Annotated in this window: 17 protein-coding genes; all 17 read left to right on the forward strand. The window is 54.2% G+C overall.

From position 1 onward, the window contains the following. The first annotated feature begins 3 nt into the window (after positions 1–3). The 17 genes from cpaB (at position 4) to FGS84_RS10065 (ending at position 14,495) form a co-directional block, all read left to right on the forward strand. Complete coding sequence (gene cpaB, locus FGS84_RS09990) at positions 4–849, forward strand: Flp pilus assembly protein CpaB (protein WP_002595350.1); 846 nt, start codon at positions 4–6, stop codon at positions 847–849. Between the two features lie 2 nt (positions 850–851). Next, the gene (locus FGS84_RS09995; RefSeq protein WP_118077224.1) at positions 852–1,664 is read left to right on the forward strand and encodes an AAA family ATPase; all 813 of its coding nucleotides are present in this window, start codon (positions 852–854) and stop codon (positions 1,662–1,664) included. Further along, entirely contained in the window at positions 1,658–3,352 is a 1,695-nt protein-coding gene (locus FGS84_RS10000) for an ATPase, T2SS/T4P/T4SS family (RefSeq protein WP_118077225.1), read from the forward strand. The genes FGS84_RS09995 and FGS84_RS10000 overlap by 7 nt, the downstream gene beginning before the upstream one ends. Further along, positions 3,349–4,278, forward strand: coding sequence for a hypothetical protein (locus tag FGS84_RS10005; protein ID WP_138307999.1), 930 nt, complete (start codon positions 3,349–3,351; stop codon positions 4,276–4,278). Before FGS84_RS10000 ends, FGS84_RS10005 begins: the two co-directional genes overlap by 4 nt. Positions 4,279–4,282: 4 nt before the next feature. Next, positions 4,283–5,155: a hypothetical protein gene (locus FGS84_RS10010; RefSeq protein WP_002595354.1), complete on the forward strand. Its 873-nt coding sequence runs from the start codon at positions 4,283–4,285 to the stop codon at positions 5,153–5,155. Positions 5,156–5,170: 15 nt separating this feature from the next. Then, positions 5,171–6,361 (forward strand): hypothetical protein, encoded by a 1,191-nt coding sequence (locus FGS84_RS10015; RefSeq protein ID WP_002595355.1) that lies wholly within the window; start codon positions 5,171–5,173, stop codon positions 6,359–6,361. A 97-nt stretch (positions 6,362–6,458) separates the two neighbouring features. Further along, positions 6,459–6,863, forward strand: coding sequence for a DUF4320 family protein (locus FGS84_RS10020; protein ID WP_038292858.1), 405 nt, complete (start codon positions 6,459–6,461; stop codon positions 6,861–6,863). A 7-nt stretch (positions 6,864–6,870) separates the two neighbouring features. Then, positions 6,871–7,437, forward strand: coding sequence for a hypothetical protein (locus tag FGS84_RS10025; RefSeq protein ID WP_002595358.1), 567 nt, complete (start codon positions 6,871–6,873; stop codon positions 7,435–7,437). Between the two features lie 103 nt (positions 7,438–7,540). Then, positions 7,541–8,143 (forward strand): DUF6550 family protein, encoded by a 603-nt coding sequence (locus FGS84_RS10030; protein ID WP_002595359.1) that lies wholly within the window; start codon positions 7,541–7,543, stop codon positions 8,141–8,143. A 94-nt stretch (positions 8,144–8,237) separates the two neighbouring features. Further along, positions 8,238–9,917 (forward strand): hypothetical protein, encoded by a 1,680-nt coding sequence (locus FGS84_RS10035; protein WP_243110910.1) that lies wholly within the window; start codon positions 8,238–8,240, stop codon positions 9,915–9,917. A gap of 14 nt (positions 9,918–9,931) precedes the next feature. Continuing rightward, complete coding sequence (locus FGS84_RS10040; protein ID WP_002595361.1) at positions 9,932–10,396, forward strand: hypothetical protein; 465 nt, start codon at positions 9,932–9,934, stop codon at positions 10,394–10,396. Positions 10,397–10,495: 99 nt separating this feature from the next. Beyond that, positions 10,496–10,831 carry a DUF3852 domain-containing protein gene (locus tag FGS84_RS10045; RefSeq protein ID WP_002595362.1) on the forward strand — a complete coding sequence of 112 codons (336 nt, stop codon included), beginning with the start codon at positions 10,496–10,498 and terminating at the stop codon, positions 10,829–10,831. A 14-nt stretch (positions 10,832–10,845) separates the two neighbouring features. After that, on the forward strand, positions 10,846–11,001 hold the full coding sequence (locus FGS84_RS10050) for a DUF4259 domain-containing protein (RefSeq protein WP_002595363.1): 156 nt from the start codon (positions 10,846–10,848) through the stop codon (positions 10,999–11,001). Further along, complete coding sequence (locus tag FGS84_RS10055) at positions 10,982–11,386, forward strand: hypothetical protein (RefSeq protein WP_002595364.1); 405 nt, start codon at positions 10,982–10,984, stop codon at positions 11,384–11,386. Before FGS84_RS10050 ends, FGS84_RS10055 begins: the two co-directional genes overlap by 20 nt. A gap of 102 nt (positions 11,387–11,488) precedes the next feature. After that, positions 11,489–12,391, forward strand: coding sequence for a conjugal transfer protein TrbL family protein (locus FGS84_RS10060; protein ID WP_118077227.1), 903 nt, complete (start codon positions 11,489–11,491; stop codon positions 12,389–12,391). Between the two features lie 14 nt (positions 12,392–12,405). Then, positions 12,406–12,531 carry a hypothetical protein gene (locus tag FGS84_RS31790; RefSeq protein WP_002595366.1) on the forward strand — a complete coding sequence of 42 codons (126 nt, stop codon included), beginning with the start codon at positions 12,406–12,408 and terminating at the stop codon, positions 12,529–12,531. After that, a complete protein-coding gene (locus FGS84_RS10065; protein ID WP_118077228.1) occupies positions 12,531–14,495 on the forward strand; it encodes a DNA cytosine methyltransferase in 1,965 nt (654 codons plus the stop codon). Before FGS84_RS31790 ends, FGS84_RS10065 begins: the two co-directional genes overlap by 1 nt. Positions 14,496–14,610 lie beyond the last annotated feature (115 nt).

Genomic DNA, 14,610 nt, shown 5'->3' on the forward strand with positions numbered 1-14,610 from the left:
AGAATGCAATTTGTGAAAAATAGAACCGTGATTGGTGTGCTCTGCATTGTATTGTCGCTGATTATCTGTTTTGCAGTCACACCGCTTTTTAATCAGAGCATCAGCGAAAAAACTGAAATCGTCCGGGTGGTGAAGCCGGTAAAGGTGGGCGAGGAAATCACTGCAGACAAGGTAAAAACCGTGGAGGTGGGAGGCTATAACCTGCCGGACGACGTGGTAAAAGATTTCGATACCGCCATCGGCAAGTTTGCGTCTGCCGACCTCGTCCCCGGCGATTATATCATCGCATCCAAGATTGCAGATGAACCTGCGGCCGAAAATGCCTATCTCTATAACCTGAACGGGGAAAAGCAGGCCATCTCCGTATCAGTGAAAGCCTTTGCCAACGGTCTCTCCGGCAAGCTGCAGAGCGGCGATATCGTATCGGTCATTGCTCCGGATTACAGGAAACAGGGGGCGACCGTTATCCCCTCCGAATTGCAGTATGTGGAGGTGATTGCGGTCACGGCCAACAGCGGATATGACGCCAATACCGGCGATCGGGCAGAGGGGGATTCGGAAAAGGAACTGCCTGGAACGGTCACGCTGCTGGTCACCCCGGAGCAGTCAAAGGTTCTCGCCGAGCTGGAAGCGGACGGCAAGCTGCATCTTTCCCTTGTCTATCGCGGTAATCAGGCCAACGCCGCCGCATTTATTACGGCGCAGGAGTCTGTGCTGCTGGAACTGTATCCGCCCGCTGAAGAAGCGGAAGAAAACGCGTCGGAAAAAGCTGGAGAAAATGGCAGTTCTGAATCTACGGGAAACGAGGGTTCCGGACCCGCCGATACGCCGGAAAGCGAGGTGGAGTGACCGTGAACTTTCTGAAAAACAGCATTTTCAGCCGGAAAGACGGTGAGGATGCAGCCGATATGGAGCCGGAGAACGAAAACCAGATGCTGGCCGTCTGGGGCAGTCCCGGCTCCGGAAAGACCACCACGGCGGTCAAGCTGGCGGCGCGGCTGGCACAGCAGCACCGGGATGTGGCTCTGCTGTTATGTGATATGAACACCCCCATGCTCCCCTGTATCTGTCCACCCACGGAACTGGAGGAAGAACATTCCCTTGGCAGTATCCTCGCCGCCAGCCATGTGTCGGAATCCTTGGTGAAACATAACTGTATCACACATAAGAAATTCAGGCACTTAACACTGATTGGAATGCGGAAGGGGGAAAACGAATATACCTATCCGCCCTATGAACGCCAGCAGGCCGAGGGACTCTTAAACTGCCTGCGGAATATCGCGCCCTATATTGTAATTGACTGCGGCAGCTATATCGCCAACGACATCCTCTCGGCCATTGCTCTGATGGAGTCTGACGCGGTGCTGCGGCTGGTGAACTGCGACTTAAAATCCATCAGCTATCTGTCCAGCCAGCTTCCGCTCCTTCGGGAAAACAAATGGGATGCGGAAAAACAGTATAAGGTGGCCAGCAACGTGCGACCCAATGAAGCCAGCGACCACATTGAGCAGGTGCTTGGCAGCGTGACGTTCCAGCTCCCCCATTCAGAGGAAGTGGCGGCGCAGGTGCTGGAGGGGAATCTGTTTAAGGAACTGAGCCTGAAGGACAGCCGGGGCTACCGCAAGACCATCGAATCCATCACAAGGGAGGTGTTCGGATGTTAGGAGAAAAACGGAACAGAGCCGCATTCCATGGGGATTCCGTACAAAGTGTTCCAGAAGAAAAAGTGTCCGGGATGCCCCTTGAATCAGAGCCTGCTGCAGGTCACAAACCGGTATCGGAACAGCCGAACAAATTTGATGATCTGCAGTTTGGCCCGGACTATCCTGTGGGGGACAGCGCCTGGAAGGTGCGGGAAGAAGAATCCGTATCTGATGTGCCGAATCCTGGCATGACAGCAGATGAGAAAACGGCTGCGGAGGAAGAACCGCCTGCTGATGAGATGCAAAGCCTTTCCCCGCAGCGCAAGACGGCCCGAACGCTGCGCACCCATGACCTGTTCTTTACCGCGGAGGACAGCAGCCGGGATTTTACCTCTGTGCTGCGGGAGGTGCAGACATATCTTTCCAAAGAGTACAGCAGTCTGGTCACCGGCGATGGCAGCGAGGAAGTCAAGGCGCAGATTCGGCGATTTGCGGGCAAGTACATTCTGGATCACCGGATTGCGGTTGAGGGAATGACCACCGATGAGCTGATTGACGGAATCTATTCCGAGATGGCGGAGTTCGGTTTCCTGACTAAATATGTTTACGGCGAGGGTATTGAGGAGATCGACGTCAACGCATGGGACGATGTGGAAGTGCAGTATTCGGGCGGTGTCACAAGGAAACTCACGGAACACTTCGACAGCCCGGAGCACGCCATCAACGTAGTGCGCCGGATGCTCCATGTGTCCGGCATGGTATTGGACGATGCCAGCCCCAGCGTCCTCGGACACCTCTCCAAGAACATCCGTATCGCTGTGCTGAAATCGCCCATTGTGGATGAGGATGTGGGCGTGGCGGCATCCATAAGAATCGTGAATCCGCAGAGCATGAAGAAAGAGGACTTTGTGAATGGCGGCACTGCCACCGGCCAGATGCTGGACTTTCTGTCTGAGTGCATCCGCTACGGCATTTCCGTCTGTGTGGCCGGGGCGACTTCCTCTGGTAAGACAACTCTGCTTGGCTGGCTCTTAACCACCATCCCGGACAGCAAGCGTATCTACAGCATTGAAAACGGCTCCCGTGAGCTGGCGCTGGTGCGCCGGGACGCGGAGGGACGTGTGAAAAACTCCGTCATCCATACTCTGACCCGCGACAGTGAGAATGAGCGCCAGCGGGTGGATCAGATTGCCCTGTTAGACATGGCGCTTCGTTTTAACCCCGATGTGATTGTGGTGGGCGAGATGCGCGGACCGGAGGCCAACGCGGCGCAGGAAGCCGCCAGAACCGGTGTGGCCGTGGTCACCACCATCCATTCCATGAGCTGTGATGCCACCTACCGCCGTATGGTTTCCCTGTGCAAGCGTGCCGTGGACATGAGCGATGAAACGCTGATGGGATTTGTGACGGAAGCCTACCCCATCGTAGCCTTCTGCAAGCAGCTTGAAAACAAAGATCGCCGCCTGATGGAGATTATGGAGTGTGAAATCCTGCCGGACGGCACAAGGAACTTCCGGCCGCTGTTCCAGTACCAGATTACGGAAAACCGGGTGGAGAACGGAAAATTCATTGTCACCGGCGAGCATAAGCAGGTAAACCCCATCTCGGACAGCCTCGCCCGCCGCCTGATGGAAAACGGGATGCCGCAGGAAATATTGACACAGCTCTGCCGGATTTCTGATATCAGAAAGGAGGAAAAAACCGCATGACAGCCATTCAATTATTAGCCTGTGCCGGACTGATTGTCGGTGGATTTTTACTGCTGGGCTTAAAACCAGTGGAATTTACGGACGGGCTGTTTGCCTTTTTGCTCCGGCCAAAGCACAGCATCCGGGAGGACATCAAAACCTCTACCAATCGGAAGAAGCCCGGCCCGTTTCGCCGGGAAATCACGGAGGCGCAGACCGTCCTTGAAATGACCGGACGCGGGAAGCGTTTCTCACTGGTATGCGCGGTTTCGCTGGCGCTGTTCTGCCTGGGCGGTTCCCTTGCCATCCTTCTGGGAAACTTCTTTCTGGCTCCGGTGATGGCGGCGGGTTTTATGTTCCTGCCGTTCTGGTATGTGAAGCTGACCGCCAGCCACTATAAACGGGATATCTCCGCCGAGCTGGAAACGGCGCTGTCCGTGATTACCACCGCCTACCTGCGTACCGAGGACATCGTGACCGCCGTGGAGGAAAATACCGCCTATCTAAATCCGCCCGTTTCTAAAGTGTTCCGGGACTTTCTGATGCAGATTAAGCTGGTGAATCCGGATATTGAGGCGGCACTGAAAACCATGCAGGGCCGGATTGACAACGAGGTGTTCCGGGAGTGGTGCGACGCGCTCTGCGACTGCCAGCACGACCGGAGCTTAAAAACCACCCTGACGCCTATTGTGGCGAAACTGTCGGATATGCGGAATGTGAACGCGGAGCTGGAGTACATGATTGCAGAGCCGCGCAAGGAATTTCTAATCATGGTGATTTTTGTGGTGGGCAACATCCCGCTGATGTATCTGTTAAATAAGGACTGGTATGATGTGCTGATGCACACGCCGCTGGGGCAGATTATCCTGGCGATTACGGCGGCGGTCATCTTTATCTCGGCTGGCTTTGTGGTGAAGCTGACCCGTCCCATTGAGTACAGGAGGTGATGTCATGACGGGACTCTTGTTTTTATTCGGGCTGTTCTTAGCTCTCGGCCTGTTCTTTCTGGCGGCAGCCCTGCTGCGTCTCCCCACCATAGGCGCGGCAAAAGCCATGCTGGGGACGGTGAAGCAGGAAAAGAAAGCAGCCAAAACGGTGGAAACTTACCTGATGACCGTGGCGGTGCGGCTGGCAAAATACATCCGGATGGATGAATATAAGCGCAGTCGGATGAACAACGTGCTGAAAGCCAGCGGCATGAACCTGACACCGGAGGTCTATCAGGCGTATGCCTTTGTCAAATCTGGTGCTGTCCTTTTGGGCATTGTCCCTTGTATGTTTCTCCTGCCGTTATTGTCTCCTGTTGTCGTAATCCTGGCGGTTCTGATTTATTTCAAAGAGAGCCAGAAAGCCGATGAAAAACTGAAAGCCAAGCGGGACGAGATCGAGGGAGAACTGCCCCGTCTGGTTGCCACCATCGAGCAGGAACTGAAGGCCAGCCGCAATGTCATCGGGATGCTGGAACGGTTCAAAGAGAACGCGGGGACTGCCCTGACCAGCGAACTGGACGTCCTACTGGCGGATATGCGCTCCTCCAACTATGAAGCGGCGCTCACCCGGTTTGAGGCAAGACTCAATTCGCCCATGCTCTCTGATGTGGTGCGCGGCCTGATCGGCGTGCTGCGAGGTGACGACAGCGCTGTGTATTTCCAGATGCTGTCCCATGATTTCAAGCAGATGGAACTGCAGCGGTTAAAGGCGCAGGCGCAGAAGATCCCTCCAAAAATCCGGGTATTCTCCTTTGCCATGCTGATGTGTTTCCTGCTGACCTATCTGGCGATTATCTGCTATGTGGCGGTGACCAGCCTTGGCGGGATGTTTTAAGAGAGGGGGTTCTGTATGCCTTCAAAGCCAATTCAATATCAGGGGAAGCTCTACCCGTCTAAAACAGAATTGTGTCAGGAATTTGGAATTGATTATAATTTATTTGTTCAGCGTGAAATGAGAGGCTGGAGCATTGAGGATGCGATTAAAACCGGTGTGGGTGAATTGTGGGCTAACAGGACTCCGGTTGAATTCCGTGGAGTCCTCTACCCCAGTGTCAAGTCGGTGGCGGATGAATACGGACTATCCTATTCCCGTCTCAGCCATTTTTACTACCGGAACAACGATATAGACCAGGCGGTGCAAAGATGTGTAGAATCGCAAGGCGTTTCTATTGAACTCTGGGGCCGGAGCTATTATGGCGTCAGCGATGTTGCCATGAAATTTGGGCTGAAGTACGCCGCATTAGTCTGGAGGATGCGGGATGGCACGGGACTGGAACAGGCCGTCAAAACCATGCTGGAAGAAGAACCGGTGATTTTCAGGGGAAAACAATATGAAAACTTTGTGGACTTGTGTGCGGAGTATCATATCCAGCCGGGAAATGTGTATGAGAGACTGAGGTATGGGCTGACATTGGAAGATGCCCTGACGCGAGGGATAAAAAACACGGGAAACCGGAGGACAATTTATTATGAAGGGAAAGAATATCCAAGCCATCGGGATTTATGCCGGGCCTATGGACTTTCTGAACTGTGTGTAAGGGAACAGACAAGGCGCAATCCACTTCAGTTTCTGGATGCCTTTCAGCTCCTGGTTGACTTAAAAGAGCAGGCTGGGATTCCAAGGGAGGAATACTTAAATTATATTCCCGGTTGTCGGGTTCGGGGGAAGAATTATAAAACAGCCGCGCGGTTTGCAGCAGAGTTTGGAATAACCGCTTCAACACTGTATACCTACAAATCCAGGCATGACTGCAGCACTGTTTTTGAAGCCTTTGAACAAATGCAGGAGGAAGTCAGGTGCGCTTATTTAAAGGAGGGTAAACCGGAATTTTATTCTGACCTGCTAAAGAAGTATGACGACTATCAGATAAAGAAGATGAACCTGGAAAAGGTAGCGGTCCCCCGCTATCCGACAATCCAGGGATTTGATTTTCATACGGACTGCTATGATACCCTGGCAATTTATGAAGGACTGCTGAATCAGAGGATTATGGAGATAACCGGGGGAACTCAAACGCCGCAGATGGAGGGGCTAAAATGATAGTGAGAGATATGGCAGGCAAAGTGGTTCGTGGCGGTGTGTATCCGATGATGGAGAAAACCGCAGCGCTGATATTGGGACAGGAGGTGGTCATGTGCTGAAGCGGCTTCAAAATGTTTGGAAAGACAGGCAGGCCGAGGGATATATTGATGTTGTTGTGCTGGTGCTGTGCGCCGTACTGGTGCTGGCGCTGGCAATCCGGATTCTGCCCGTGTTCGTGGCAAAACAGCAGCTTGACACTTTTGCCACGGAACTGGTGCGGGAAGCCGAAGTCACGGGCCGGGTCGGGTCGGAAACCTCCCGACGCGCCGCCATTCTGCGGGAAAAGACCGGTATTGATCCGGATATCTCGTGGTCAACGGGCGGCAGAATCCAGCTTAACGAGGAAGTGACGGTCACCCTGACGCTGCGCCGGAACATCGGCCTGTTCGGCGGGTTCGGCTCCTTCCCCATTACCCTGCGGTCACAGGCCGCAGGAAAATCAGAAGTCTATTGGAAATGAGGGGAGGATGCAGTTGGCTGAGAAAATCAAACAGATCCTAAAAGACCGGCGGGGCGTGTCCTTTCCTCTGGTGATCGGCGTCACGCTGGCGCTGGTGATGATTCTGTGCGGCGTGAGTGAATATTTCCGCTTGCAGATCATTGCCGCAGGCGTCAGGGAAGCTGTGGAGGATGCCATCATTTCCACGGTAAACGACAACTATGCCGGTGTGTACCACGGAGTGCGGGAGGGCTATTCGGGAAGCTATCTGCCGGCAGGGGAGTCTGACTGGGAAACGGCGGTCAGTGAAAGTGATATTTATACTTATCTCGATAGTACCATCGGCACGGAGTGGAGCGGCGGCAGACACGTTAAATATGCGGGTGACTCCGGCAGGGCGATGGAATATGCCATTGACAGTCTGGATGTAACCATCCGCAATGCGCCTCTGGCTCCCTCCGACCCCGAAAATGCCCAGCGGTTTGAGGCCGATGCCGTCATCCGGCTGGAGGTTCCGGTACGGTTTGGCGGCAGGCTTCTGCCCTCCATGTTCATCACTTTGAAGGTGCAGGCCGGTTATATCGAAGTATTCTAAAAAACTTCGGGAAGAAACAGGGAAGTTGCTGGACTTTTGAAAAAGTATGTAGTATGTTGTGACGTAACAAGAGAAACCATTACCCCAAAAGGAGGAATCCCTTATGAAATTAAGTGAAAAAACGAAAAAATATCTTGCCATCAGCGGCGGCGCGGTAATCTGTGTCGGGCTGATCGCGGCTATCAGCCTTCAGTTTAACAAAACTCCCGTAGGTGAGGATACGCTTCCGGAGAAGAATCCCGGCGTGGTGGAAATCGTAGTCGATCCCAGCAGCCTTGCCACCTCCCCAGAGGAACCAGTCACAGAAGAAACCAAGGTAATCGTCCAGCCGAACACGGAAACGGCGGCAGACAGCACGGAATCCAGCCAGCCGGTGGATACCAGACCGGCGCAGACCGACCAGACGGAGCAGAGCATCCAGCCGGAGGTCACAAAACCGGCAGAACCGAGCCAGGAAGTGAAAAAGGATGCTACACAGAAGCCGGATGGAACTAAGGTGGAGACTCCGCCAGTGCCGGTGGTACATGAGGAAGTTGTCCAGCCGACAGAAACGGAATCCGCGCCGAATCAGCCGCAGGGTGGGGATGTGCAGGACGGAAAAACCTACCTGCCCGGATTCGGATACATTGAAAACAGCGGGTCGAATCAGGAAAACTATGCGGAAGATATGTTTGAAAATGGAAACAAGATTGGCAATATGGATTAAAAACCTAAGTGCAGAACAAAGAGGCATCACAGAAACGTGGCGCCTTTTTTCGTGGTGGAAGGAGGATACTGTGAAAAAGAAAATGTTGCTGCCGATGCTACTCATGCTCCTCTCGTTGGCGTTTACCGTTCCGGTCTATGCTGTCGGTGATGGGAATATTGATAATGGCGGCGGCAGTATGGGACAGGGAACAAGCCAGAATTCATGGTCACCGGGAAACGAGGGGGTACGTGTGACGGTAATCCGTGTAACGGATAGGGAGCCGGTAACCAGACCCATTGATTTGACCAATAAGACCCCTGCGGCCACGCTGTTCCATTTTGGCAAGGTCAGTAAGATTTCTTACAACGGCGGGATGTCCCTCCATCCGGTCCAGGGGAATTACGCATATACAAGACCGGCCCAGGCCCTTCCCAAAATCATCAGCTCCAAGAGCCTGGGACAGTCCAGCATTGAAGAAATCAAAGGGTATTTTACGGATGAGCAGGTGATACGCAGCATCGCGGGAATTACCGGGATGCAGTTTGAGGTGCTGACAAATGGGGAATACCGTCTGCTGATTGAACCCATCGCGTATTACAAATTTGAAGGTGTTATGATTGCCACAACAGCCACCGAGGCGGCCCTGTATGATGAGCAGTTAAGCGGCGGCCTGCGCTCCCGGATGCAGGGGGTAACCCATCAGAATCTGCCGTTGTCCATGTTCCTTGAAACAGCGGACCTTGGCTATCCGGCATGGGCGGGAAGCCGGAATTCTCCCGCATCCAATGCCGATATCAAGTCCAGCCTTGGGCTTGGCATTGTGCGGTTCAATGAAGTCCCACCGGAAGCGCCGGAAGTCAGCACCTTTGATTATGAGTACCGCACCAATACCGAAGTCATCACGGCCGTCGATGTTAGCGGCGGCCAGAGCGATCCGGATCACCCCGTGTCGGTTACCTTCCACGTGGCGGGCCGAAGCTATAGGGTGAGTAACGTCTATTACCCGGAGGGCGACAGCCAGCTCGCATGGATTCGCTGGACGACGCCGGACGAGCCACAGACCATGACTATCACGGTCCGCGTCCATGGCGGCGGCTCGGTGAGCAAAGGAACCATCAACGTGAACATTGTGGATCTGGATGAAAATCCGCCGCCCGATCCCAATGCAGATGACCGAAACGATGGATTTGCCCGGCCATCGCTACCGGAGAACCCACAGGCGACTTCGGCAGACTGGGGTGTGTGGCGGCCATGGTGGTATGAGCATTGGGTATGGCACAGCGGCGATGACGATGATGACGGATATTGGTGCGACCACGGCTGGTGGAAGTTCGATCTCGACCGATACTCCGCCAGCCTTAGCGCTTCCATGCACATTGCACCGGACGAAAAGGCTCCAACAGCCAGCGGCAGAACCCTGAAATCAGGGTATGGGATCAATGAAAAAGTCACCACCCGTGTAAACACGAATCAAAGTTCAGCGGTTACGGCGGCACAGAATGCGGTTACCTATTTCCCGGAGTTCCAGTACCAGGGATTCTGGCGGCTTCTTGACCGGATGGGCGGCGGCTACAACTTGACCCATGAATTCAAAGAAAACCGCTACAGCACTTATAACCGGCGTACCCATTTCACGCCCATATGGTATCCGGACGGCAGCTATACACCCTATACCTGGTTAATCGACTGCTGGACGCCTGCCGGGATGCTCTCCATGAACCTCACCGATTCGGTGACGGTGAGCGGCAACCTCTGGAGCGACTGGCACATTGCGCCGCAGAATCCAGATTAAAGGAGGAAACGAAAATGGCTTATGAACGAATTGCCAGGCCGGATGGCTGTCTGTACCATTATACGACCCGCGGCCATCTGGATAGTATCCTGCGGGATGGCCGTATCCGGCGCATGGGCGATACTGAGTGCTGGTTCTGCACGTCACTGGAAAACACGCTGGCGGTGATGGCGCGTACCGTCATGCAGGAGGGCAAGCCTTATTTTGGCATTGGCGGCGTACTGAAGCGTTACCCCGCATTTGTGCCGGAGGATTATGTGATCCTCAAGCTGGAACCGCGTTATCAAAACGGCGATTGGGTGTGCTGGAATTATGAACTGCCGCCCGGTGCGCCGCCGGAGCTGACGGAAGAAGCGGGTGTGTTCAGCCGTCTGAAGGTGGGCTATCGCGGCGACTTAAAATTCCGGGAGCATCCGGAAATCATTGAAGTTGCCCCGTTGCTTTTGGAGCAGACGCCGCAGCAGAGTCTCACTATGTAACCTCTTAAACAGCAGAAAAAGAACAAAGACTGCAGAACCGGATACGTCGGCTCTGTGGTCTTTTCTTTTTTCAGACCTCAAAATGAAGGGAGAAATCAAATGAAAATGAAACGAATTGCTCTGCTTGTGTGCGTGGCCGCCCTGACGGCCTGCGTGTTCGGAGTCCCGGCTTATGCGGCCAGCGGCGATGTGGCCGGAGCGATTGAGGGGACATGGACAACAGCCTCCCAGCAGATCAAGACCGTGGTGGACAACGTGGTGTTCCCCGCCATCGACCTGATCCTTGCCGTGTTCTTCTTTGCCAAGCTCGGAACGGCGTACTTTGACTACAGGAAACATGGACAGTTTGAATGGGCGGCCCCAGCCATCCTGTTCTCCTGCCTTGTGTTTACCCTGACTGCCCCGCTCTATGTGTGGCAGATACTTGGAATGTAAAGGAGAATAAGTCTATGGGATGCTGGGGAATAACCGCATTTGAGTCAGATGCGGGACTGGATGCTGTCGGTCTGCTCAGAGAACATCTGACGGAGGATGGCAGGCTGGAGCTTGAAAATCTGATTGAAGCCTTGCGACAGGATGACTGGAATGCACCGCCTGATGTGTGACGCGGTGTTTGAAGATGTCAAATTCGTAGGGAATACCTGCTATGGCAGGCTGACTGACAACATCCGGGTTAAAATCAATTTTCAGACCGGCATTTCTGCCGACAACTACGACCGGCTGAAGGTGACTCTTCTCAACCGAAGTGAGGGACCGGTTGACAGCATGGTGATACGTTTTCATGACCTGTGGGGCAGGAAACAGACCAGCAATCCAAACTTCCGTGAAGGAGTCAGCCCCCATATATGGCAGGACGGTAATAAGGCGGACTGGTATGTATACCACCCAAACAAAACCGACTACCGGCAGCTCTCAGAGGCGGTTGGAACCTATCTGTCGGTGTTTCAGGAACCGGTACAGGGTCAGCAGATGGGACAGAATATGTGCTGATGCTGTGTTTCTGTTGCTGGTTTTACAACTGTGATGCGTATTTTCAGTATGATATACAACTGTTTGTGGAGTTCCAGCCAGGAAAGGAAGTGAGAAGAAAACGTGTTTATATGGGACTTTGTCGCCGACACCGTACTGGGCCAGATTATCGACTGGATCTATGGCCAGATTGTAGGGTTCCTCGGCGATTTTTTTATGCAGATGGGCAACATGGGAGCCGATTTATTTGAGATGAGCTGGGTGCAGTCCATCGTGCTGTTTTTTTCGTATCTGGCGTGGGCGCTGTATGTTACCGGCCTTGTGGTGTCCGCCTTTGAATGCGGGATTGAATACCAGACCGGACGCGGCAGCGTCAGGGAAAGCGCCTTAAACGCCATCAAAGGATTTATGGCCGTCAGCCTGTTCACCGTTGTGCCGGTGGAGCTTTATAAGCTCTGCGTATCTTTGCAGGGTGGCTTCACGGCAGGAATCACCGGATTGGGCGAGGACTTCGGGACGGTGGCCTCTGGTATCATCACCTCCCTGCAGGATGCGGGGACATGGGAACAGGCGGTCACTTCCGGTGCGCTGGGCGGATTAGGCAGCGTCACCAGTCCCATCCTGATGATTTTTATCCTGATCATGATGGGGTACGCCATCATCAAAGTGTTTTTTGCCAACCTAAAACGCGGCGGCATCCTGCTGATCCAGATTGCGGTGGGCAGTCTTTATATGTTCAGTGTTCCGCGGGGATACATTGACGGCTTTGTGGGCTGGTGCAAACAGGTGATTGGGCTGTGCCTGACTACCTTTCTGCAGGCAACCATTCTGACCGCCGGTCTGCTGGTGTTAAAGGACCATGCCCTGCTGGGCCTTGGCCTGATGCTCTCGGCGGGTGAAATCCCCCGCATTGCCGGACAGTTCGGTCTGGATACCGGCACACGGGCCAACGTGATGGGGGCCGTCTATGCGGCGCAGGGCGCGGTAAACCTGACCAGAACCATTGTGCAGACAGTGGCAAAATAGAAAAGGGGTGAAAGATGAAACTGATTTATGTGACCTCTCACTATGCCGGGGAAGTGGAAAATGGCTTTGCCATTGGAGTGCCATGGGGGACTTTACAGACAGAGTTCCAGTCAGCCGCGCCTGTCATGGGGATGTCCTGATGATGACGCTTGGAAGTCTGTTCGATGGGATTGGAGGGTTTCCCCTGGCCGCCGTCCACTATGGGGTGACGCCCCTGTGGGCAAGCGAAATCGAAGCCTTTCCCATCGAAGTGACGAAAATCAGATTCCCCGATATGATTCACGTCGGGGATATCACAAAACTAAACGGAGCGGAACTGCCGCCCGTGGACGTCATCTGCGGCGGATCGCCCTGCCAGGATTTATCCGTGGCCGGAAAACGACAGGGACTTGCGGGCGAGAGGTCGGGATTGTTCATGGAGCAGGTCCGCATCGTGAAAGAAATGAGGGATGCGGATGAACGAAGAAATGTACCAGCTCACCTTGTCCGACCTCGATACCTCGTTTGGGAAAACGTCCCCGGAGCCTTCTCCTCCGCGGAGGGTGAGGACTTCCGGGCGGTGCTTGAGGAAATTGTCCGCGTTAAGGATGGCGCCTGTCATGTTCCTCGACCTGACACCGGGCGCTGGGAATCTGCTGGGGGAATCCTTCTGGGAACTGAGTTCAGTCTGGCTTGGAGAGTCCTCGATGCTCAATACTGGGGAGTCGCCCAGCGCCGCCGTCGTATCTTCCTTGTCGCAGATTTTGGAGGCTGCACCGCCCCAGAAATATTATTTAAGCAGAACTGCCTGTTTGGGAATCCTGCGGAGGGCCGAGGCGAGGGGCAAGGAACTGCCGCCCCAGCTAAAGGAGGCGCTGCTGATACAGGCGGGACTTGTCTGACTCCATGGGATGTGCAGAGCCGCCGCATTTTCGGGGAAAACGGTACATGGCCCGCGCTCTACGGCGGCGAAGGCGGTGGACATGGATATATAAAGACAGAAGAAAAAAAGAAAGAGGTCTTTGCCTTCCACATCAACCAGAGGGAGGAAACCATTGACCTGGGCGGGATATCCGGTGCTTTGATGGCAACCACAAATATGCAGATGCAGACCTTTGTGAAGGAGCCGGTTCTGTGCCTGAATGACCAGGGCGGGGAGCGGATGGATGTGACGGAAGGAATTACAGCAACCCTGCGGGCCGGAATGGGAGGAAACATCCCGATTGTGCCGCAGCCCTTTGCGGCGGGGGCGGCAGGGACCCTCCAGGCACAGGAGCAAGGAAATCAGCCGCTGATTTTTGATAACCATGCACAGGATTCCAGATTTACCGGACCGGTAGAAGTCTCACAAACGGTGTCAGCTGGCTTTGGAATGGGCGGAAACAACCAGCCGCTGGTGATGTCCACCTGGCAGGGAGCCGCGGAAATAGGTGGAAATGGCAGTCCGACCAGCCCGGACAGCGCCGGGATGAGCGGCAGCAATCAGCCAATCCTGTTTGAGAACCACGGCATTGATGCCCGTTATACGGGCCCCCATGAGGTGGCGCCAACCATGTCCGCACGGTATGGGACGGGTGGAAACAATGTGCCGTTAGTGTCGCGGGAGCCGGAGAGCTTCTGTATCGCGGGTAACATCATTGACCGACAGCCGGAAAACGGCGGCAACGGGTTCGGATACCAGGAGGATATTTCTTATACTTTAACCGGGATGGACCGTCATGCGGTGTTTTCCCGCCAGAGGGTGGATGTGTTCCAGCCAGATGAGGTGGTCAGCACGCAGAGCGCAAGGCAGCATAAAGACGCCACAGATCTGGTCTGTCAGCCGTATCAGGAAACTGTTGGCACGCTGTGCCAGGACGATGGGAAAGGCATCAACAGCCAGTATGTCACGCAGGATAAATGTATTGTGGAACGGAGGAACTTAATTCGCCGTTTGACTCCACTGGAGTGTGAGCGGCTTCAGGGTTTCCCGGACGGATGGACAGACATCCCCGGAGCATCCGATTCCGCCCGTTACAAGGCGCTGGGAAACAGCGTGGCGGTACCGTGTGTGGATTTCCTCCTGCGCGGCATCGCTTATTTTTTACAAAAATTCAAAGAGGAACCAGAAAAACCGGCTATGTAACATTGGTACATCTGCTTCCCTTTGGAGAAAATCCTTGTTGGGTATGGTCATAGCTATTCCCTCACATTGCCGATATACTTGGCTTATAAAGAATCAGAAGAAAGGAGTTACACTG

The sequence above is a fragment of the Clostridium sp. 1001271st1 H5 genome (assembly GCF_005845215.1).
GTDB lineage: Bacteria > Bacillota > Clostridia > Lachnospirales > Lachnospiraceae > Enterocloster.